Genomic DNA, 22,216 nt, shown 5'->3' on the forward strand with positions numbered 1-22,216 from the left:
TATGAATTTTTTAATTACTTTTTTTGATAGCGCATTCCTGGTAGTTGCGAAACTAAACCCATAAGTTCCAGCTGTAACAACACGCCGGAAACTAAGCCAGCAGCCATGCCGGTTTGTTGGACAATAAAATCGAAGGGTAAAGCTTCACTTGCGAACGCATTCATTACTGTTTGTAACTCTGGCGATAAAGTTGGCATTAACTGTTCTGGTGCTGTAGAAGCCTCAATTGCATCAATTTGTGGTATTGCTCCTAACATTGTTAACAGTTCGTCTAGTTCTTTAACAATAAAGGAAGCTCCCTGACTTAGTAATTTTAAGCACCCTTGGGATGGATAATCGTCTAGTCTTCCAGGTAATGCATAGACATCTCTACCAAATTCATTTGCGTAGGTAGCTGTTATTAAAGCACCAGATTTTAATGGCGCTTCTATTACTAAGATGGCGCGGCTTAAGCCTGCAATAATTCGGTTGCGACGGGGAAAGTGAGTGCGATCGGGTGGGGTTTTTGTGGGGTACTCACTTACGACTAACCCAGCCGTCAAAATTTGCTTGTACAAATCCCGATTTTTATGTGGATAAATTACATCAACGCCAGTCCCCAAAACTGCGATCGTCCGTCCACCAGCTTTCATCGCGGCGATATGGCTTTCGGTGTCAATTCCCTCTGCCATCCCAGAAACGACTGTAAAGCCATTTTTAGCCAAAGCTGTACTAATTTGGCGAGTCCAACGGATACCATATTCTGAGGGTTGACGGGTTCCGACAATCCCAACCATTGGTTTTTGTCCGAGATTTTCTTGAAGTTCGACTTCACCGCGATAGTATAAAATTGGCGGTGGACTGGGAGTTTCTAGCAGTAAGCGGGGATAATCTGCATCTGCTGGTGTCCAGAAATGAGAGTTTTCCTGCTGGTGCTTGGTGAATAGTTGTTCTGGGTGCAAACGCGATCGCTGTTGTACTACTTTTTCTAGTGTTTGGAAACCCAAGCCTTCCACCTCTCCCAACTGTACCTTAGTAGCGTTCCAAGCTGTTGCCAGCGTGCCAAAATGCTGTTGCAGCCGTCGCAGTAATACTGGCCCAATTCCCGAAATTTGCGCCCAAGCTAGCCAATATGCGTTTTCTTCTACCACCGTTCTATCCTCACACCACTGGATTGAGTATTCCCAAATTGAGGTTGACTGTTGATGGCGAGGGAGAGTGGGGGCAATACTATGCGGTTAAGGCAAGAGACGCGATAAATCGCCGTCTCTACAAGGAACTTTTGCTTCTCTACGACACACTGGGCGATCTGCCTCCTCTTTCCCAATTCCCCTTGACTTTTGACCCTTGACTCTTGACTATTAACTATTGACTATCTATCTTCTTATCTTGTGTGATGAAATATTTCTATCGTCTTCTAATAAGCCTATGTGGGTGCTTAATATTTTTACTGCTGCATAGTGGCCTTGGTTTATTGCCTAGTTTGGCAGCTGAAAAAGTTACCGCCAGGTACGGATTGTTTGAGCAATCAATCCCGGTGGCAGATATACGCAACTATGGGGAAACACAAAAGGTTTCTGGCGATTTGCAATCTTTCCTACATTACCTCAGCGCTAAGGACAAACAGAAGTTTCAAGAAGCCCTTCAGGTGAAAATGTCGCTTGATATTGTGGCTTTAGATAAGCTGATAAATACAGGAATGGGCAAGCAAATTTTATCTTTTGCTTCTGGTGCGATCGCTCGTCGCGATCAAGCTAGTATACAAGCGCTACGATCTGCCATTATCATCGGAGCAAAATCGCCCGAAGGTTTAGGAATAGCCAGCTTTCTACAAGCCTATCCCAGTAATCAATTAGTTATTGACGTGTCAAAAATTCAGAAGCTAGTCGGCATGGCAAATTTCTCTTCTGGTTCTGCTGATGCGCCGCCGAAAGATGACGTAAGTTCTTCGCCTTTAGGAAAAATTGCCCTACAATATCAAACACTCGCTGCTCAGGATAAACAATTCTCAGGTTGCTTATTTGGCGATTCTATTTCGGCTGGACTTGGCAATACTCTTGGGAGTGGTACTTTTAATTTTGGATTAAATGGTCTGAGTACAATCTCGTTACTAGAACAACTCAAAAGTTTAATTCCTACCAAGGTGAAATGCGAAAAAGCCATTATTGCCATCGGTGGAAATGATGCTTTGTATAAAATTAGTGATGAGTTATTTAACAAAAATCTCCAAGAAGCGATCGCAATTCTTCGCACAATGGGAACTAAAGAGATTTTTCTGATTCCGGCTTTTTACTCGACAGTGGCAGCAAGCTCAGATCCAACTGTAGCAGCCCCACTTGCTAGAGTTGAACAAATTAATGTTCTGATTAATCAAGTGGCTGAAACAGAAAAAGTACCAGTTGCCGCAGCAGGACTAGCACCATTGTATGAAAATAATGTTCTTAAAGAAAATTTGACCACTGATGGCGACCATCTGAATGCAGATGGTCTGAAAATTTATCGGCAAGCATTATTACAAATCTTGGCTAAGTAGGTCAACTTAATTAAACATAAAACCTTTAGTTAATAGCTCCCCAAATTATTTTAAAAGTTAGGGAGCTATAAATTACGAATTACGAATTACGAATTACGACTGTTAGGCTTTCCAACTCAAAAACCGTGCATAAATATAAGCGATGCCTTCATCAAGAACTGTTCGCACACCTTCGCTATAACTCCACCATTTGTTTGGATTATAATCTTGCGTTTTAGCGGCAATTACGCCAACATTAATTCGAGGAGTAAGTATTTTTTTAAAAAGAAACCAGCTCCTACGGGCATGAACGTCCAAGGAAAAAAGATTAATCGATTCGATCTTTAAATTTGAATTGGATAGCCAACGCTCAAATTCAGCAGCAGATGCATAACTACGATCCTTAACTACAAAAGGTGTGGGAACAGCTACTACTTTTTCTGCTTCTAAACCGAGTTTGATGAAGGTGGCTGCTGACACGTCTGCAAAGTTCTTGTATCCGGTTAGATAACTTCCTTTTTGTAATGTGCCTCCGGTAGTAATTATTTGATGATAAGAACCGGTTTTAAATTCAGTCAAAGCTTCTTTTATAGCGTAATCTGGTAGCCATCCTTCAACAATTAATACTTCTGCTGATTCGATCGGGGAAGTTACGGCGAGAAATGAGTGTACATGAGTAATAATGAAAAATATTAAATAAACAATCAAAGCGATCGCAATCGCCCACCCCTGAGCCGTAAGTGTCCACATTTCTTGGCGTTTGGTTAGTTTGATTTTGGGAAATTTTTGACACCGACGATTTTTTGTCTGCATTAAACCTTAGCTAAACGTTGTTCTTTCAAGTAGGTAAACACAGATTTATCTCCAATATCAGCAGGAATTGCTTGTACTGTCTTTCGCAAGGCAAACACTAAAAATAATATCGCCCAAGTTCCTAATAAAATACTTTCTGCCTGAGTTGGTAAAATTCCCACTAAATGTCCTAACAACAATAGCGGTACAATTGGGGTTAATACTTTGGTTTCCAGGCGATTGAAGCAAAAAGCCTCTTTAAAATAAATACCTGTCAGAGCTACAAAAATAAAACCAACTCCAAATAAAGTAATCGGCTGATTGTAAACAGCAAGAGCTAAAGGTTCACTACTAGTGATTGCCAGAATTACTGATGCGATACTACCGATCGCCCAAAAAACTTGCAATGTTCGGTGCAATGATGCCATGTAAATATGAATAGTAAATAAACTTACACCAAGAGCGAGACTAAAACAAGCATATAAAGGTGTAAGTGCAGTTACAACACTTGGATTATTGTTGAGTAAAACTAAAACGCTGCCGATGGCAAAGCTCAGTGCTGCTACCATTAACCCAGCGCGATAGATAATTACGCCAGTGCGATCGCTCTGAGTAATTGTAAATTCTCCAAACTGACCTTGATAAACTTCTGGTGCAGAGAGTGTTTGTGTAGTCATAGATAAAAATATAATTATGATTCTCTAGTAGAGTACAACGGGAAATTGCTTAAAGGTTACTTTTATTATTATGAGCAATAAGGCGAAGTTGATGTCACCATTACTAAACTTACGTCTTTTAGCAGTTGCTTTCTGGAAATTTTGTCAGATTCACACTATCTCCAGTGAGTTCAAATGCCTGTTTTTAGGTAGTGTACAGTGTCCACACTCCATTTTATATCTATAGATTTTCCCCTTTTTTGTCTTTTTCATAAATCACCAACAGGCATTTTGCAGCCTAGTAATTTTTAACTGTCTTAACTTTAGCAATATTCACTTGTCTGATTTTCTTAAAAAAACAAGACTTCTAGCGCATCTTGTAAATTAATCTGTAATTGTGAGCCAGCATGTCCGCAATTAATGGCAATTTCTACCCAGCCGTGACTGCCAACTAAAGCTATTATTTCTCCCACTTTGACCTCACTGTAAGTTTCGTAGCTTGGTACACTCAATCCAGTAACTTGCACATACCAAATTTTGCCTTGCACGTAACTCGCTGGAATGTTACTCACTAGGTTACCGAAGTGGTCAATATATTGAATGCAACCCACTACACCAATGGTTGTCTGCTTGCAGTCACCTATATCCAGCTTTGCCAAACTTACTAAATCGATTTCTTGTCCTAGCTGTTTGAGAGGCACACCACTAGCAAGATGAGCCGCCACTGGTGCAAAGATATCCCTACCGTGAAAAGTCTTGCTTGGTTCAGGAGTTCGCCAATAATTAAGATTTGTAAGTTCGACGGCTGCGATCGCCAGACTTTGACTGAGTACGCCGCTGAATATACCATTATCTGGCCCGACCAAAAACCCTTGAGTAAATTCTACTGCGATCGCCCGTCGCTTGCTTCCCACACCTGGATCTACTACTGCCAGATGCACTGTCCCAATTGGAAAATGGCTATAAGCATTCATCAGGCTAAACCTGGCTGCGGCGATGTCTTGCGGCGGAATTTGGTGCGTTAAGTCTACCACCGTCAGTTTAGAGTTGATTTGGGCTATAACCCCCTTCATTATGCCTACATAAACATCGCGATCGCCGAAATCGCTCAGTAAGGTCACGAGTGCTTGTCCATCTATCCGGTTATTAGACATATTTTGGTATATCTATATAAACAATATAATTTCTGTAGCAAAAACTACAAAATGTGTGTTATGTTAAGAATACAAGATATAAATTTAAAGATTAAACCAGGTAATCGCTATGAATCAAAATAGACTACAAAGCATAAGCAAATCACGAGAAGCTCACAGAGCCAATATTCAAAAAAGCCTAGAGCATCGCTTGGAAATAGCTAGAGCAAAAGGCGACGAACAGCTAATTCGTCAACTCGAAGCTGAAATGAGGTATTCCAGCTAAATCAAGTTTTCATTGTTCATAGTTTTGTTGTGTAACCCGCTACGGCGGGTTTTTTCTTTTTAGAGGGTTTGCTGGCAGTTTCGCTCTGAGAGTGTTTTGCAATTAATTGAATTATTCCACTCCCTAATCCCATCTTCACCCTTTTGCACATCTTTTCCCACAAACAAACATCAACCTAACTCAAATTCTGTCAGTCATTGTTCGCTTATGAGTATGTTGCATCCATGCTTAATCTTATAGCAATATATATGTACTACTAAATAGCTATTGTTTTTCTGTGCCATAAGCGATCGCCGTCCAAGCTGCGTAGTCCTGTGTGTTTCATGCCTACAGCCGAAGACGGCAACATCTGTCGCAATCTATCTACATTAAGTTGTACTACAAATGGTATATAACTTAATATAGTTATCTTGACTTAAGTTGCATAAAATTGCATAATAGTTAAGGTAGTACAATTTATATGACTAATTAGTAAGCTTAAAAAGCTTATCAAGTAAGGGTTCTGGGGTTATAGCGCAGTTGGTAGCGCACCTCAATGGCATTGAGGGGGTCAGCGGTTCGAATCCGCTTAGCTCCATTATTAAAACCTACCTACTCAAAACCTGTCATTGCGACAATAAGCACTAGTTGTCCAAAAAGGTCACTTGGCTCGAAGCAAATTTAAGTTAGCATTTGCCTAATTGGCATTGTATCTCTTGCAATGCTGTACAGACTTCTATGTATCTTAAGTATTCTTGCATTTTGCATAAAACAAACAAATAATAGTTTGCGTATGTCATTCGCGAACTATTTTCTCCTCATCAAAGCCAGAACCGAGGAAATTTAATCACCGCAGGGACGAAGAGTGTCCCAAGTTTGCCACCCATCAAATCTGAACCTAGAATGCCAACTTGGATACTACTCTCCCTCGTCTATCGCTGCTAGCTATCTGCCTTGCTTAGTACACGTCACCATAAAAAAGGTTCAGAATTCGATTTTCTGTAGGTTAGAGAGTCACTGCTCGACTAGGGTTTCCCGGCTTAAAGCAAGTGGTGTTTGAGGAACAAAACCCAACAAACGCAAGAATGTTGGGTTAAGCAAAGCAAAACTCAACAAAGAGTTAGTAAGCTGTTATGCAAAGAAAATTGCACATTAATTAGTGAGGATTGTTCTTTGTCAAAAGTTCTGTCTTACAAAGTTTTGAGCGCCGGAAGCCGGCGCTCAACGCCAGTGACGCTCCTGCGTCGCTACCGTTTCGCTAACACCCAAGTCGGGAAACCCTTCCTGTGCGACTGGCTCGACTTTGGGCTTTGTGCTTAGAAATACTTCTAACCAGAGAACACATTTTTTACCATTCAGCGACCAGTCATTTGCTCCAGCTTTTCGGGGTATCTAGCCCCTTGCACTGTGATCTTTGAGGCAGCATCGTCGATGTTATACAAATCGTCGGGTGTAAGTTCGACTGAGACTGCTCCGATGTTTTCGTCCAAGCGATGCAACTTCGTGGTGCCTGGGATCGGAACAATCCAGGGTTTCTGAGCAAGTAGCCAGGCGATCGCAATCTGAGCAGGTGTCGCCTGCTTCTGTTCTGCAATGCTGCCGAGGAGATTAATCAGGGCTTGATTTGCCTTGAGAGCCTCTGGCGTGAAGCGAGGTAGGGTGCTGCGAAAGTCGGAGCTGTCGAAGGTCGTGCTTTCGTCTATCTTGCCAGTGAGAAAGCCCTTGCCCAAGGGGCTGTACGGGACAAAGCCGATTCCGAGTTCCTCAAGGGTCGGTATCACTTCCTTCTCAGGAGTCCTCGTCCACAACGAGTATTCGCTTTGGAGAGCAGTGATCGGCTGAACTGCGTGCGCACGACGGATCGTTTGCACTCCTGCTTCAGAGAGTCCAAAGTGCTTCACCTTACCTGACTCGATCAGTTCTTTCACCGCTCCTGCCACGTCTTCAATCGGTACATTTGGGTCAACTCGATGCTGATAGAGCAGGTCAATTGTTTCAATCTTGAGTCGCTTGAGCGAACCCTCCACAACCTGCTTGATGTGCTCTGGGCGGCTGTTCAGTCCGGGTGAACCTTTCATTCCGCGGGGATCGGAATTAGGACTTACGTCGAACCCGAATTTGGTAGCAACCACCACTTGCCCGCGCAAGGGAGCGAGGGCTTCGCCTACAAGCTCTTCGTTCAAGAACGGACCGTAGACCTCAGCGGTGTCAAAGAATGTAACGCCACGTTCGACAGCGGCCCGCAGAAGAGCGGTCATCTCTTGGGTGTCTTTGGGCGGCCCATAAGAAAAGCTCATTCCCATGCAGCCAAGCCCGATAGCCGAGACTTCCAGATTACTGTTTCCAAGTTTGCGCTTTTGCATTTTTTGAACTCCTGTTTTTAAGTTAAAGGTTAGAACTGTTTTGCTCTACAATCGGGTTTGAACAGTCGGCGGTCTTGCCGCAGCAAACCACTTGGATGCAGAGATTACTTGTGATATTGTTCGTCGCTGACCTGTTCAAGCCAGTCCACGGGCTTGCCGTCGAGCCATTCCTGAATGGCGATGTGCGTCATGGCTGTGGTTGCTGTAGCACCGTGCCAATGCTTCTCACCCGGCTCAAACCAGATTACGTCCCCCGGTCGAATTTGCTCGATCGCACCACCCCAGCGTTGGACGAGACCGCAACCTGCCGTGACAATTAGGGTCTGTCCTAACGGATGCGTGTGCCATGCTGTCCAAGCACCGGGTTCAAACGTGACACTGGCTCCAGACGTGCGGGCTGGATTGTGCGCCTCGAATAGGGGATCAATGCGTACAGTGGCGGTAAAATACTCAGCCGATCCTTTGGTAGAAGGCTGTGAGCCACTTCTTTTAATGTCCATTTCTTAATTCCTTCACTTGATGCCATTTCGGTGGCTAGCAGGCGAGTCTCTTGCCCAATCAAAACTGAGTTTTCTCTTAAATAAAAATCCAGAATGCTTACAAGAAGCCGAAATCATTTTTCATTGCTTTAGCTTCATTCTAAGAATCCTCAAGGGCAAGCAATATGACGATCGTCTAAGATTGTTGTACAATCCTGCAAACTTAGAAATGAACGCTGCCAAAACGAGTGAAAAGTCCGATATAGATTTCATGAATGACCCGGCAAAGCGCGAGGCAGACAGAGCGCAAGCCAACAGAGACCAACTGACTGAGCGTATTGCACAGGCGATTCATCATGATGGGACGATTGAGCCGCACAAAGGATTGCACTTCAACCGCTCCTCCTCGCCTTCGGAATGCCTTCATAGTGTCTCCATCCCTGCATTTTGTGTGATTGCTCAGGGCAGCAAAGAAGTTTTTCTGGGTAACGAGCGTTATCAATACGACCCTATACATTATCTGCTTGCTACGGTTGAACTGCCGATTGTCAGCCGAATTCTGGAAGCATCCAAGGAGCAACCTTACCTTAGCCTTCGCCTCGATCTCGACCCCACCCTCGTTAGCTCAGTGATGGTCGAGGCAGGACATCCCTCATCGCGCAGCCGTGCTCATGTGAAAGCGATTGACGTAAGTCCGTTGGATGCAAATCTGTTGGACGCTGTGGTGCGGCTCGTCAGGCTTCTAGATTCCCCGGCTGAAGCTCATGTTCTCGCACCACTGATTAAGCGGGAAATTATTTACCGACTCCTAATGGGAGAGCAAGGTAATCGGCTTTGTCATATTGCAGTTCTCGGTGGCTACACCTACTACATCGCCAGAGCCGTGGAGCGACTTCGTAAAGACTTTAAGGAGCCAATCAAGATTGAAAGCATCGCCAGAGAGCTGGGAATGAGTGTCTCAGGCTTTCACCATCACTTCAAGTCTGTCACTGCAATGAGTCCCTTGCAGTTCCAGAAGCAATTGCGGCTCCAGGAGGCTCGCCGTCTGATGCTGGGGGAAAATCTTGACGCTACCAGTGCTGCTTACCAAGTGGGGTACGACGATGCCTCACACTTCAACCGAGAGTACAAGCGGCTCTTTGGTGCCCCACCGATGCGCGATGTGGAGCGGCTGCGAGAAACTGTTAAGGAGACTGTTAGTTCAATATGATCTCTTCAATATGCCCAGTATCTTGCTAAGGATCGTTCTGTGGAGGTGTAACTATTTTTAACGGTTGAAAAAGAGCGAGGTATGGTTCATAACGATATAAACGATTTCGTTGCCAGCCAGTAATTTCTCTGAGAAGTCCAAGTTCTACAAACTGCTCTATTGTTTTGCTGGCTGTAACGTAAGCACACTGAAGATTATCTTCTACTAACCTGACAGTAACTATGGGTTGCTTAAAAAGACAGTCTAACAAGCGCAAACCGTAATTACTGCTGGAAATTTTCTGACCAATGATTTCCCGATGAGCTTCACGTAGGTTGAGAATTGAGCGAGCAGTTGCAGTTGCAGACTGACTAACTTCAAAAATGCCTCGAAGGAAAAATTTTAACCATCCTTCCCAATCTCCATCTGTGCGGATAGCCATGAGTCGGTCATAGTATTCCATCCTATGAGCTTTTAAGTAATGGCTGAGGTATAAAAGAGGACGCTGTAAAATTCCTCGCTCACAGAGTAAAAAGGTAATTAGCAAGCGTCCAATACGCCCATTACCATCTAAAAAAGGGTGAATAGTCTCAAACTGAGAGTGAGCTAACCCACAAAGTATAAGCACAGGAAAAGATGTTGTATCATGCAAAAACTTTTCCAGGTTGTCTAAAGCTTGGTTCATTTCTGCAACTGGTGGTGGAACGAATGAAGCGGTAGCTAGGCTACAACCTGTTGCGCCAATCCAGTTTTGACTTTTTCGGAATTCGCCAGGAGTTCTATCGCCTCCCCTTACTCCGTCAACTAGATGAGCATGGATTTCTCGAATCAAGCGCAAACACAATGGAAATTCCTTTAGGCGTTCCAACCCATAATTCATTGCCCGGATATAATTGACTACCTCTTCTACATCTTTGGGAATTTCCTGACCTTTGACATCTATTTCAAACTGAAGCACATCTTCTAAGGTGCTTTGAGTACCTTCAATCTGTGAACTAAGTACTGCTTCTTGACGGACATACATTGCTACAAACAGGTCAGGATTAGGCAGAATGGAGGTAGAACCATCTAGTCTACCTAAAGCGCGATCAGCATCCGATAGCAGGCAGATAAGTTCTGGATCATCCATTTTTAGAGGCGGATCTGGAGGTAATGGAGCAGGGATAAATGCACTATAGCCTTCAACTTGTTTTACATATTGACCACTTCGCATAATATAACTGGTGAGTTAGGAATCTTATTTTAGCACCGTGAAATAAGGCAGCGAATTCTGAATCTTATTTTATCAAATTGCATTTAAATAAAATAAGATTTGCGATCGTTGATCATCCTCCTTTCTCAATCTCCCAATACCCCACCTACTCAATACCTGGCAAGGTTAGTTGAACTGCTTCTGTTTCTTGCTCGTTGATTTTGGTAGGAAGATAATTTGTTTAAATTTAGGTTAATCAAAAGTTATTTATCCTTAACCACTGTTTTATAATGCGCCTTAACCACAGTATTTGGATCGGTTTACCGCAGATTCAGGGGAAAATTTGATGAACCAGGGGCAACGTACTTTTAAATCAAGGAGATATTTGACTGAATTAGTTCAGACTTATATTGCTAAAGCTTTACATAATACAAGACAGTGGCGCGTACAACTAATACGAAATTGGTTGTACAAATATTCTTCATTGGGTGTTGCGTCTCTATTCTTATTCGGAGTTAGCTTGAGTATAATAATGGCTGCCTGCTCTCCACGTGATATCAATAATACTGGTAATGCTAGTGCAGTTTCCCAAAATGATGTAACACTAACCTTTGTTTCTTACTCAGTTACTAGTGCAGCATACCAGCAGATTATTCCTAAATTTATTGAACAGTGGAAGAAAGAACATAAGCAAAATGTCACTTTCAATCAAAGCTATGATGGGTCGGGTTCCCAGACCCTTGCTGTGATTGATGGTAAAGAAGCTGATGTAGTACACCTGTCACTTGCCCTTGATATTAATAAACTTGTTCAGGCAGGTTTTATTCAACCGGGGTGGGAAAAAGAAGCGCCTAATGATGCAATTGTTACCAAATCTCTAGAGGCGATCGCTGTTCGTGAAGGTAATCCCAAAAATATCAAAACTTGGGCAGATTTGGCACGAGATGGTGTAAATGTGGTTACACCAGACCCTAGAACCTCTGGGGGTGCTCGCTGGAATTTTCTTAGTCTCTGGGGTTCTGTAACAGAAACTGGCAAAAATGAAAATCAAGCAATAGACTTTACCTCCAAAGTCTATAACAATGCACCTTTGTTACCTAAAACGGCTCGAAATGCTACTGAATTATTCTACAACGATAATCAAGGAGATGTTCTGCTCAACTACGAAAATGAGATGATTTTGCTAGCAAAAAATGGCAAAAAAATCTCATATATTGTGCCTGATATTAATATCTCCATCGACAATCCTGTTGCTGTTGTAGACAAAAATGCTGATAAACATGGTACTCGCCCGATTGCCGAAGCATTTATCAAATTTCTTTACACCCCAGAGTCGCAAAGAGAGTTTACCAAATTAGGATTTCGTCCTGTTGACTTGACTGTTTTAAAAGAAACGGAAGGCAATTTTCCTAAAATTAAAACAATCTTCAAAGCTCAAGATTTAGGAGGATGGGACGAAATTCAAAAGAAATTTTTTGATGAAGGTGCAATCTTTGACAAAATTCGAGCGAAAAAGTCTTAGAATTTCTGTAAGAATTCAGCACCCAGGAGTCAGAAGCCAGAATATATAAAGAGTTTATTAAAACTAGGATATTTATTTATCAAGTCTTTATTTGATTCTTTAACTATTCTGAATTTTGAATTCTTACTCCTGAATTCTTACGAATTTCTGTTATTTAATCATCTTCTCTAAAGCGATTTGCAAATCTTGTGTCAAATTGCTCACAGCCTGTTTAGACGCTTGGCGATCGCCTTGACAATTTCTGAAGCGTTCTGTAACTGAAATTGGCTCTCCCACAGTGATTTGTGTCTGTCGCGAACCTAACTGAGGTCGCCCCGGAAGTGTTGTATCCTGAATTCGAGAAAGCATATCGAATACAAGCAAAGCTGTTTGTGCAAACCGATCTGCCGTTGGTTGTTCCTGAATATAAGTAGCTGTGACTGCAACAAAACTTTCTACTATCCGCATGTGCCGCATTCGCAAGTCGGCTTCTTCTGCAATCCAGTCTGCCAAACCGCGTTTAAAGGGTGCTAAAGCATTGATATCTGGCAAATCGTCTCGGTATATGTAACTCCAGCCAGCCTCTTCCAAACGGCGACAACGGTCAATAAAATTACCCTGCGCTTGAACTCCAAAATATTGTTCGCTAACTTGTAAAGCCTTATCCAGTAGGCGATGGAGTCGGGCAATTAATACCTGATTAGCACTATTAGATTCATCATTTGAAATGGTTTTTGGGATGTCTTGATGATAGAAGCGACGATAAAACTCTTCCATCTCGGTAATCAGGTATTCAGCCAACCTAAAGAGGCGTTGATGGTAAATTTCTTCGCGTAGGCTTTGCCCGCCGCAGGCATCGCCAGAATCAATTTCCAAAGCTTTCAAGCCACTATCAGCTTCTAACTTACTTAAGAGCCAATCTATTTTAGACCAAGGTGGCTCAACGTAACGATACTGGATGGCAATTGGCACAACGATCACAGTCTCAGAACGGTTAGCTTTTTCTAAGTCTTCTACACACCAGAACCCCATTTGAGCAACACCAGGTTCTAAGGGGCTAACAATCCCACTATGACCATTAGTACCGCCTTCCGGCGCTACTGCGATCGGTAGTGCGCCATTAGCAAACAACTCCCGTGCATTTTGGATAGCTTGCCTATCTAGTCGCCTACCACGACGAACCGGCACACCCCCCAGCAGAGAGAACAGCCAACCTAGCCACTTTCCAGCCCAAACTGTCATACCTCGGTCATAAAGAAAATAGCTGTGAACCAGGGATTTTAAGGTAATACCTTTTTGACGAGCAACTTGTGGCACAATCCAAGAAAGCAAATACAACATACAAAGAGGATCTTCCACCTCTGGGTGGCGAAATGCCAACAAAAAGCGAATTTTTCCAGCCTGAAATTGTTGATAGAGTTCAGCTAATACTTCAACATTCTTGGCTTCAACCTTGACAATTCCAGCCGGCAGCCAAGGGCGAACACGAAACCGTAGTGCAATCGGCAGTAACCACCGAAAAATCTGTAGTACCAGCGGATTCAATCGTTGGGGAATAAATTTCAATGGTTGTTGAGTAGACTGAATCGATCTAGGCAAGTCGCTCTCCAGATGGTATTTCTAGCGATTGTACAACGTGGGGTCTTGGTTTTGCGTAAACCCTGAGCCTTTTGTGGTCAAGCTTTTTAATCACTACATTTCGCTCTCTTGGTTCCTTAGCACTCATTAACTTTTCAACGATAGACTCTAAGTATCGAATCAAAAATTAGTTGGGATGTTTAGGAAAACTTTGGAATAAATAGACAAATACAGCTACATTTAACACAAAAACTAATATTTTAATCAGAGATATTTCCCGAATTAATTCATAAATCTCTGGTGGAATACTGATACCGACAAGTCCCAATACTAAGATATGTGCCCAACGCTTTTCATACCATAAACCAACGGCTTCAGTAGCAGTAACAATAGCATAGATTCCGGTTCCGATACCGCTAAATGCCAGAGTTCTAGGATTTAAGTTAACAACTTTCTTTAAAAGCCAATCAATGATTATTGATTTACCTTCTAAAACATAATTTTCTGAAAGCACCTGTAGAGTTTGATAATTTTTTAATGTCAATAATAAAGCGATCGAAGTAACCATAAGCAGCAAGGCGGTAAATGATTTGTAGACAACAATTGCCACTAACCCCAATGGACGCTTTTCCAAACAACCTCCTAAGTATAGATCAATCAAATTTTAACTATTAAAATTACGTGATTACTGTTAAATTAGAGTTTACCTTCTTATCTAGAGATTCCTCTAACTAAGCACGGCTTTGAATCGGTGCAATGGATGCAATTACCATACTTTTTTCTCCTTTAATCCCTCGCCTAACAAAGAAAATGACCCCATTATTTAATAATAAATGGGATTTTAATTGATTTAAATGTGCGTAGGCTACTAATAACCGCAGGCATAGCACATTTTAATCTAACATTTCCAATGGAGGTTAGCGGACTCGAACCGCTGACATCCTGCTTGCAAAGCAGGCGCTCTACCAACTGAGCTAAACCCCCATAAACTTAAAATAGTAGATAGACTTTGATTATCGTTGTTATTGTAACTTATATTATTCTATTACCAAAGGAATGAAGCCAGAAAATACTCAAGTTGTCGCAGCACTGTATAAATTTGTTAAGCTGCCAGATTTTGCCGAAAAACGAGTTCCTCTGCTGTCTTACTGTCAAGCGCAAAGTGTCAAGGGGACGATTTTGCTGGCACTTGAAGGGATTAATGGTACAATTGTCGGTTCGCGTCAGGCCATTGACTCAGTTCTCTGGTTTCTACGTTCTGACCCACGTTTAGCAGACTTAGAATCCAAAGAGTCATATACCGAAACCCCACCCTTTGAGCGGATGAAGGTACGGTTGAAGCAAGAAATTGTCACTTTGGGGTTGCCAGAAATCGACCCAAATGAGCAAGTTGGTATCTATGTCAATCCCCAAGAATGGAATGATTTAATTGCCAATCCAGAAGTAACCGTGATTGACACGCGCAATGATTATGAGGTGAAAATCGGTACTTTCCAAGGGGCAGAAAATCCTCAAACTGAATCATTCCGCGAATTTCCCGATTATGTGCGCCACCATCTTAACCCAACTAAACACAAAAAGGTTGCTCTGTTTTGTACAGGCGGCATTCGCTGTGAAAAAGCTTCATCCTTCATGCTTGCTCAAGGCTTTGCAGAAGTTTATCATCTCAAGGGCGGCATTCTTAAGTATTTGCAGGAAGTTCCAGCGCAAGAAAGTTTATGGGAAGGAGAATGTTTTGTTTTTGATGAGCGGGTAGCCGTTAGTCATGGGTTAGAGAAAGGAAGTTATGAGTTGTGCCTCTGTTGTGGGCATCCGATTTCTGAGGAAGATAAGATGTCTCCCAAATATGAGCAAAATATCTCCTGTCCCTATTGTTTCGATAGCCTCAACGAAGACAAAAGAGCGCGTCAGCAAGAAAAATGGCGTCACTACCAAACCCATGTTGGTAAAAAAAATCAGGATATAAGTTGAAGAAGAATTTATAACTTATAATTCGGAATTTAAGGGCAAAATTACTGTAAATCTAGTACCAACTCCAACTTCGCTCGTAACACTGATTTGACCTCTATGAGCATCAACGCACCTTTTAACGATTACTAACCCCAATCCAGTACCCTGAATTGATTTGACATTTGAGGCTCGGTAGAATGATTCAAACAGTCGAGATTGGTCTGGTTTGGGAATGCCCATACCTCGATCTTGAATAGAAAAAATTGCTACTTTCTCAATTGGGTCGCATATTAAATCAAACTGGATATTGCCACCTTGGGGAGAATATTTAACCGCGTTTGAGAGAAGATTTGTAAACAAGTAATGTAAAAGTCCTTCATCCATTACAGCAGACGTATTCTCACTATGACAGGTAAAAACAATTTCACACACGCTGCTTTTAACAATCAAAAAATCTTCAATTAACTCTCGACAAAATTGCTCTAGATTAAGAGTAGCAGGGTTGAATATGAGTTTTTCTGCTTCTGCTCGACCCATAAATAGCACTTCTTCCATGAGTTTTTCCATAGATTGCACAGCGCCTTGAATTCGCTTTAAATAGACACCTCTTTTTGTATCTGTTAAATTTGCTCCTCGCATTTCCATGAGTTCTACTGCCGTTTGCACAACAGTGAGGGGATTACGGAACTCATGAGACACAGTAGAGATAAATAGGGATTTAAGACGGTTAAGTTCTTGCTCCTTTTCCAATGCTTGCTCTAGCAATTTTGTTTGCCGTTGTTCGCTAAGATCCCAGAAAACAACTACTACACCGTTTATCTGGTCAGATTCTCGCTTCAGTGGTGAAGCACTATCACCAATTGGAACTCTTTTGCCGTTTTTTGTAATTAAAGATGTGAATTCCTTTAAATAAACAACCTGTTGCTCCCGCAGCACCTTTGTCACAGGGTTTTCTAATGTTGTCTCTGTCACTTCATCGACAATATGAAAAATTTTTGCTGCTTCATTTCCTAAAGCATCTTTTTGCTGCCAGCCAGTCAGCGCCTCAGCCGCAGGATTCATAAATGTTATTTTCCCCTGCTCATTTGCGGCAATTACAGCATCACTCATTGAGTTTAAAAGGATTGCTAACTGGTCTCGATTTTCTCGCAGTTCACGTTCTAAGCGGTGTTTTAACAGACCGATCTCGATCGCGATTTTTAAATCTTTTGTGGTAAATGGTTTAACGATGTATCCGAAAGGTTGGGTAATTTTGGCTCTTTCTAAAGTATGATCGTCGCCATAAGCGGTTAAATAAATTACAGGTACATCTAGCTGCTGGCGAATCTGAGTGGCGGTGGCAATACCGTCCATATCACCTTTAAGAATAATATCCATTAATACTAGTTCTGGTTGAGTTTCCGATGCCTTGGCAATGGCAACTTTTCCAGATGAAGCTGTACCTGTAACAATGTATCCTAGTTGACTGAGCTGATTAGCAATAGTTCTAGCCACAATCACTTCATCTTCAACGACCAAAATCTTAGCTTGACCCATTTGATATTTATTAATGCAAAGTTAACTGCGTAAATTTTATTTTGAATACTGTTCCATGATTGCGTTCTAAAGTAATGTCGCCTTCTAGTTGTTCTGTAACCAAGTCATGTACTAATGACAGACCCAAAGAATCAGTATTTCTCCAATCTAAATTATCTGGTAAACCAATCCCATTATCTCGGATAGTCATCTCGATACTATTGCCCACATTGTGTAAAGCAATACTGATTGTGCCTATTTGTTGATTGGGAAAAGCGTGTTTGAGGGCATTGGAGATTAATTCGTTAATCACCAATCCACAGGCAATAGCTTGATCGATATTCAAGCTTACTGAATCTATATCAGTTTCTAAAGCAATTTTACCAGGACATATTTGATAGGAAATTAGCAAGTTGGCTGCTAAATTACTGATATAATCAGCGACATTAATTTGTCCTATATTGGCGGAAGTATATAAATTTTTGTGAATTAGAGATATTGACTCAATTCGATTTTGACTTTCTCGAAAAACTTTGATTATTTCCGGGTCTTTGAGTGTTTGAGACTGAAGTTGTAATAAACTGGAGACAATTTGCAAATTATTTTTAACTCGATGATGAACTTCTTTTAAAAGAACTTCTTTTTCAGCTAAGGCCGTTTTTAACTTAGTTTGAGCTTTTTGTCTTTGAACAAGTTCAGTTTTAGCTTGCTCTAAGATGCTGGATTGTTGAATTGCGATCGCTAATTGGACTGTCACTTGATCGAGCAAATCTAATTGATTTTCTTCCCATTCACGAAAACCAGAGCATTGGTGAGCAATTAGTAAACCCCAAATGTGAGAGCCAGGGTTTTGAGAGCTTACTTCTAGTAAAATGGGCACAACTAAATTTGCTTTCACCTCAAACTGTTCTAACAGTCCAATATGGCAATCAGTTAGTCCAGCTTCATAAATATTAGCGATCGCTCGTTTGCATCCCTGATAATATTCCAATCCTGCACCTGTTTGAAAACACGTATCATGAATCTCTACACTTAAAGAAACCGTCCATCCAGGTTCCACAGATTCTGCCATAATTGTGCCGATCATCTTGGAGTCAAACTGATAAACTACGACTCGATCAACTTCAAGTAAATCTCGCACTTCTTGAACTGTTGCATTTAGAATATCTTGAAGATTCAAAGATTGACGAATCCGTTGAGAAACAGTTCGCATCAATTGCTCCCGCTCGGCTTGGGCTTTAAAAGCTAATTCAGTTTGCTTACGTTCTGTGATATCTTGCCCAATACTAATAATTTGACCATTTGAAAGGTAAACATTAGTCCAAGACGTATCCAGTAAACGACCATCCCGCACCTTTTTTTCTATTTGTTTGTGTTCTGTGATGTTTCGTATATGAACTAAGCGAGTCTGATAACTGTTATAGTCTATTGTCTGTGTGAAAATTTCAACATCAATAATCTTTCCGTCTTTTCGCTGATGTCGCCATCGCCCAGTCAAATCTAAGTTAGAGTGCTTTTGTTCTAAATATTCAAGTAAGATAGGCACATCTTCTGAAGGGTGAATGTCAGTTATTCGCATTTGCAAGAACTCTTCTCGTGAATAGCCGTAGTGAACAACAGCAGCTTCATTTACATCTAAAAATTTTAAATTATTCTGGTTATATACCCACATAGGGTTAGGATTTTTAGAGAAAAGTAAATTAAAACTCCTTTGGCTTTCATTTTCAGGAAATAGCATTGTGGTTATGTAATAAAAGTTTTTCTTATATACTATTTTTAAATAGTCTAAATTTCAAACAACTTTTAACTTTTATCGATAAAAATTATATTCTCTGTTGTCAATCACTAATTTCATATCCATCTTGATTTCTTATTTATCTAACAGGATATTTTACACAAAGTACTCCTACCAAAAAGTGATTAACAGAGAATTTTAATTTTCTTTTATTAAAATAGTTATTTAAATCTTTTATAAAATTTTCTACTAATTCAGAATTTCATGCATAAGCTCTTTTGATATTTAGGGATAAAAATTATTTTTTCATTAAAAAATAAAAACTGGGATACACCCCTTTCTATAGAGGTATATGTCGGTTCAATCTTCATACAAATCTTGTAGTAGAAAATATGTCTGATAGTTTACACTAAGAAAATATCACTTGCACAGCTTCAGCAAGACAAAATAGCCTGAAATGCCTACACATTAAAAAATATGGCATTTAATCAAGCATTACCAATTACTTTGTAGGTAGAGTTTTCGCAGGTTCAGTTCACGATTAAGTCCGCATTTTCCAACTCAACTTAAAGCCAAGTCCTCTGGTGTATTACAGTTAAACAACATTTCGGGTTCTGCTAAGGGCAAAACTTCTACAGGATATTGGCGAAGCCACTGTTGAAACGATCGCTCCCCTTGGTTGATAAACTCTAGGAGTTGTGGCAAACAGCTACGGCGATAGAAACCACACAGAGGTTCCCAACCTTTGGGATGACAAGCTAAAGCTGCGATCGCATTATCCTCCACGCTATCAAGTTTATTTGCCCAATCTTGCAACACCTCAACCCGCAACCTCGGCAAATCGCAAGCTAGCAACAGCACCCAATCTGTCTTGACTTTAGCTAGCCCTTGAGCAAACCCAACTAGAGGCCCGTGGGCTAGAGATTTTCCAGACAAAGGTACTTCCTCGATAAACTGACAACCAGGCAAAAGTAAATCTTGATAGCGTTCTGGCCAGGGAGTTACTACATAAACAGTATCAGCACAGCTTTGAGCAATTCCATAAACTCGCTGCAACAATGGTACCCCTTGAATGGGAATCAAGGCTTTATCGTGACCCATGCGAGAACTCTTACCGCCAGCTAATACAATCGCGGTTAATGTGCTTCGGCTCGTCATTAACCCATGCCCTATGCCCTATTTAGACTTTTCTGCACTTGCTGCAATAAATGCTCTACACTTTCTGCTGGTGCAAGACACTTCAAACCTTGGCAAACTAACCCAACGCTTCCCTCTGGAAAATCGGATGTGATGGCAAACACAGCCGCCGGTAAATACTTGGGAATCAAAGCGTTGATTTGCTCAGTGGTGCTACGAATCAAGGTAGAATTACGATACCAATCCAAAGCTGTAAACAAGCTGGGACAAGCTTGGGGAGCGCGATGCATTACACTTCTAAAAGCTTTCAAACCAAGTTCCGCTAAATCCAAATAATCTAGATTATCGGTGAGTAGGGCCAGACGCACAAGGTTAGCGATCGCAACTCCATTGGCTGATGGTGTCGCATTATCTGCATAACTACGCTCTCTAACAATTAAATCTTGACTAGAATCGCTTGATGTGTTATAGTAACCACCTAATTCTACACTCCAGAGAAATTCGTTAAATTCATCTTGGATAGCGATCGCATTTTCTAACCATTGCTTCTGCTCAGGGTTGGAAACTTGTAAATCCAAGAGAGCTTTAATAAACAAAGCATAGTCTTCAGACTGCGCTAAAACAGTTGGTTCTCCTTGATAGTTGAGTCTCTGGAAACGTCTATCGACAAACTGATTTTCCAAGATAAAATTCGCTGCTTGTGCTGCTAATTCCAGGTACAAAGGTTGTTGGAAAACTCCAGCAGCCCTAGCCAGCCCAGAAATCATCAAGCTATTCCAGGCGACAATCATTTTCGTATCTGTCACCGAGGGAATGCGACCTGGCCAGTTAGTAGTTTTTGCTTCCTGGTTGTTACAAGCAGCAGGAAAAGTTTCTAGTGACTCAGAATTAACGCCATAACGAGCGGAAAACATCTTGCTCAGTGATGTTTCTAGCGTTGCACTCAGCTGACCTGAATTCCTTCTTTGTAAAACATTAAGTCCTTCAAAGTTGCCGTTAGAGGTAACGGTAAATTGCTGTTGTAATTGGGTTAATTCTTCAGGCGTTAACAGTTGTTGTAATTCGCTGTAACTCCAGACGTAAAAAGCTCCTTCTTCTGGTTCTACCTCTGTGGATTCAGTGAAGCTATCGGCATCTTGAGCTGCATAAAAGTAACCTTCTGGCGCAGTCATTTCTCGCTTCAGCCATTGTACAGTCCCAGCAACCGCCCTCTCAAAGGCTGGCTCTTGTACTCCTGCACTCCATAAAGAAGCCAGATACTCCACAATTTGTCCATTGTCGTAGAGCATCTTTTCAAAGTGAGGTACTGTCCAAGTTTGGTCAACAGTATAGCGATGAAAACCACCAGCTACATGGTCATAAATGCCGCCCAGCGCTAAGTCTAATCCCCGCTGGGTACAAACTTGCTTGCCATCATCGCGAGATTCAAAATTAAATCGAGTTCCCCGCAGTGCTAATTCTGCATAGGGAATCATCGGAAAACGGTTGCCCGATTGACTAGGAGTAATTACGCCTGTACTGGTTTCCCAACCTTGGCGAAGTAATTCATGGTCTTCAAGCTCATCTGTTGTACCATCTTGTAACACCGCAGACGTGAGCAGCGACTCAATAATTAAGGCTTTGCGTTGCTGTAATTCTGCTTTTTCTGTATCGTAATAACGGCGAAGGGCTTGCAACACCTGCAAAAATCCCGGACGACCATAACGCGGGTCTACAGGGAAATAAGTACTAGCGTAAAACGGTACTAAATCTTCTGGAGAAAGAAAAATATTTAAAGGCCAACCCCCTTGACCACTCATCATCTGCAAAGCTTGCATATAGATGCTATCTAGGTCAGGTCTTTCTTCCCTGTCTACTTTGATGGGAAGATAATTAGTATTCATGTAGTCAGCGATCGCAATATCAGAAAAAGCTTCGCCTTCCATGACAGTACACCAGTGGCAACTAGAATAGCCAATGGAGAGAAAAATCGGTTTATTTTGCGCCCTTGCAGTTGCAAGTGCTTCATCACACCAAGGCCACCAATCAATTGGGTTTTCGGCGTGTTTGCGGAGATAGAGGCTCTTAGCTTCAGCAAGGCGATTAGTCATAATCAAACGCAAGTAGTTTGCCTTCTTTGCTCAGTCTACCCTGTTCTCAGAAGTGTGAGTTTAGCCAGCTATCTACATTACAGCAGAATTCAGAATTAAGGAGTTAGAATTCAGAAGTAAAATAGCCTTTATGCCTAGCTTTGAGACGAA

The 22,216-nt window shown here is 41.7% G+C and carries 19 protein-coding genes and 2 tRNA genes; 7 read left to right on the forward strand and 14 right to left on the reverse strand.

Annotated elements, in window-relative coordinates; translation table 11 throughout:
- Positions 1–14: 14 nt before the first annotated feature.
- Positions 15–1,130, reverse strand: coding sequence for a DNA-processing protein DprA (dprA, locus tag V7K79_RS21985; protein WP_335050377.1), 1,116 nt, complete (start codon positions 1,128–1,130; stop codon positions 15–17).
- Here dprA and V7K79_RS21990 point away from each other — a divergent pair.
- Both V7K79_RS21990 and V7K79_RS21995 read left to right on the forward strand, forming a co-directional pair.
- Positions 1,112–1,330 (forward strand): hypothetical protein, encoded by a 219-nt coding sequence (locus tag V7K79_RS21990; RefSeq protein WP_335050379.1) that lies wholly within the window; start codon positions 1,112–1,114, stop codon positions 1,328–1,330. The two genes, dprA and V7K79_RS21990, sit on opposite strands and share 19 nt — an antisense overlap.
- A 132-nt stretch (positions 1,331–1,462) precedes the next feature.
- On the forward strand, positions 1,463–2,512 hold the full coding sequence (locus tag V7K79_RS21995) for an alpha/beta hydrolase (protein ID WP_335050381.1): 1,050 nt from the start codon (positions 1,463–1,465) through the stop codon (positions 2,510–2,512).
- Between the two features lie 102 nt (positions 2,513–2,614).
- On the opposite strand, the gene V7K79_RS22000 is transcribed toward V7K79_RS21995, so the two are convergent.
- The 3 genes from V7K79_RS22000 to V7K79_RS22010 form a co-directional block, all read right to left on the reverse strand.
- Positions 2,615–3,304: a YdcF family protein gene (locus V7K79_RS22000; RefSeq protein ID WP_335050384.1), complete on the reverse strand. Its 690-nt coding sequence runs from the start codon at positions 3,302–3,304 to the stop codon at positions 2,615–2,617.
- Positions 3,304–3,960 (reverse strand): DUF2301 domain-containing membrane protein, encoded by a 657-nt coding sequence (locus tag V7K79_RS22005; protein ID WP_335050386.1) that lies wholly within the window; start codon positions 3,958–3,960, stop codon positions 3,304–3,306. The genes V7K79_RS22000 and V7K79_RS22005 overlap by 1 nt, the downstream gene beginning before the upstream one ends.
- Before the next feature lie 329 nt (positions 3,961–4,289).
- Complete coding sequence (locus tag V7K79_RS22010) at positions 4,290–5,093, reverse strand: SAM hydrolase/SAM-dependent halogenase family protein (protein ID WP_335050388.1); 804 nt, start codon at positions 5,091–5,093, stop codon at positions 4,290–4,292.
- A gap of 109 nt (positions 5,094–5,202) precedes the next feature.
- Here V7K79_RS22010 and pirA point away from each other — a divergent pair, with 109 nt between their 5' ends.
- Both pirA and V7K79_RS22020 read left to right on the forward strand, forming a co-directional pair.
- Complete coding sequence (gene pirA / locus V7K79_RS22015) at positions 5,203–5,358, forward strand: arginine synthesis PII-interacting regulator PirA (protein WP_334825987.1); 156 nt, start codon at positions 5,203–5,205, stop codon at positions 5,356–5,358.
- 504 nt (positions 5,359–5,862) lie between these two features.
- A tRNA-Ala gene (locus V7K79_RS22020) sits at positions 5,863–5,935 on the forward strand.
- Between the two features lie 757 nt (positions 5,936–6,692).
- Here the strand turns inward: V7K79_RS22020 and V7K79_RS22025 are convergent.
- Positions 6,693–7,700 carry an aldo/keto reductase gene (locus V7K79_RS22025; RefSeq protein WP_335050390.1) on the reverse strand — a complete coding sequence of 336 codons (1,008 nt, stop codon included), beginning with the start codon at positions 7,698–7,700 and terminating at the stop codon, positions 6,693–6,695.
- 104 nt (positions 7,701–7,804) lie between these two features.
- The gene (locus V7K79_RS22030) at positions 7,805–8,200 is read right to left on the reverse strand and encodes a (R)-mandelonitrile lyase (protein WP_335050392.1); all 396 of its coding nucleotides are present in this window, start codon (positions 8,198–8,200) and stop codon (positions 7,805–7,807) included.
- 208 nt (positions 8,201–8,408) lie between these two features.
- On the opposite strand from V7K79_RS22030, the gene V7K79_RS22035 reads away from it, so the two are divergent.
- Positions 8,409–9,389 (forward strand): AraC family transcriptional regulator, encoded by a 981-nt coding sequence (locus V7K79_RS22035; RefSeq protein ID WP_442938963.1) that lies wholly within the window; start codon positions 8,409–8,411, stop codon positions 9,387–9,389.
- Between the two features lie 25 nt (positions 9,390–9,414).
- Here V7K79_RS22035 and V7K79_RS22040 read toward each other — a convergent pair whose 3' ends face one another.
- A complete protein-coding gene (locus V7K79_RS22040; RefSeq protein ID WP_335050396.1) occupies positions 9,415–10,581 on the reverse strand; it encodes a Fic family protein in 1,167 nt (388 codons plus the stop codon).
- Positions 10,582–11,092: 511 nt separating this feature from the next.
- Here V7K79_RS22040 and V7K79_RS22045 point away from each other — a divergent pair.
- Positions 11,093–12,082: a sulfate ABC transporter substrate-binding protein gene (locus V7K79_RS22045; RefSeq protein ID WP_335050398.1), complete on the forward strand. Its 990-nt coding sequence runs from the start codon at positions 11,093–11,095 to the stop codon at positions 12,080–12,082.
- Between the two features lie 150 nt (positions 12,083–12,232).
- Here the strand turns inward: V7K79_RS22045 and V7K79_RS22050 are convergent, their stop codons facing one another.
- The 3 genes from V7K79_RS22050 to V7K79_RS22060 all read right to left on the reverse strand — a co-directional run bounded on the left by V7K79_RS22050 (position 12,233) and on the right by V7K79_RS22060 (position 14,623).
- Positions 12,233–13,660, reverse strand: a complete 1,428-nt coding sequence (locus V7K79_RS22050) for a lysophospholipid acyltransferase family protein (protein WP_335050400.1) — start codon at positions 13,658–13,660, stop codon at positions 12,233–12,235.
- 166 nt (positions 13,661–13,826) lie between these two features.
- On the reverse strand, positions 13,827–14,273 hold the full coding sequence (locus tag V7K79_RS22055) for a DUF2127 domain-containing protein (RefSeq protein WP_335050402.1): 447 nt from the start codon (positions 14,271–14,273) through the stop codon (positions 13,827–13,829).
- A gap of 277 nt (positions 14,274–14,550) precedes the next feature.
- Positions 14,551–14,623 (reverse strand) — tRNA-Ala (locus V7K79_RS22060).
- A 72-nt stretch (positions 14,624–14,695) separates the two neighbouring features.
- Between V7K79_RS22060 and trhO the strand changes: the two genes are divergently transcribed.
- On the forward strand, positions 14,696–15,610 hold the full coding sequence (gene trhO / locus V7K79_RS22065; RefSeq protein WP_335050403.1) for an oxygen-dependent tRNA uridine(34) hydroxylase TrhO: 915 nt from the start codon (positions 14,696–14,698) through the stop codon (positions 15,608–15,610).
- A gap of 15 nt (positions 15,611–15,625) precedes the next feature.
- Here the strand turns inward: trhO and V7K79_RS22070 are convergent, their stop codons facing one another.
- The 4 genes from V7K79_RS22070 to V7K79_RS22085 form a co-directional block, all read right to left on the reverse strand.
- Positions 15,626–17,125 (reverse strand): hybrid sensor histidine kinase/response regulator, encoded by a 1,500-nt coding sequence (locus tag V7K79_RS22070; RefSeq protein ID WP_335050405.1) that lies wholly within the window; start codon positions 17,123–17,125, stop codon positions 15,626–15,628.
- A 10-nt stretch (positions 17,126–17,135) separates the two neighbouring features.
- Positions 17,136–18,842, reverse strand: a complete 1,707-nt coding sequence (locus V7K79_RS22075) for a histidine kinase dimerization/phosphoacceptor domain -containing protein (RefSeq protein WP_335050407.1) — start codon at positions 18,840–18,842, stop codon at positions 17,136–17,138.
- 558 nt (positions 18,843–19,400) lie between these two features.
- Positions 19,401–19,997 (reverse strand): molybdenum cofactor guanylyltransferase, encoded by a 597-nt coding sequence (locus V7K79_RS22080; protein ID WP_335050409.1) that lies wholly within the window; start codon positions 19,995–19,997, stop codon positions 19,401–19,403.
- 11 nt (positions 19,998–20,008) lie between these two features.
- The gene (locus tag V7K79_RS22085) at positions 20,009–22,066 is read right to left on the reverse strand and encodes a thioredoxin domain-containing protein (RefSeq protein ID WP_335050410.1); all 2,058 of its coding nucleotides are present in this window, start codon (positions 22,064–22,066) and stop codon (positions 20,009–20,011) included.
- Positions 22,067–22,216: the final 150 nt, after the last annotated feature.

The organism is Nostoc sp., from assembly GCF_036917575.1.
In the GTDB taxonomy this organism is placed as follows: Bacteria; Cyanobacteriota; Cyanobacteriia; order Cyanobacteriales; family Nostocaceae; genus Nostoc.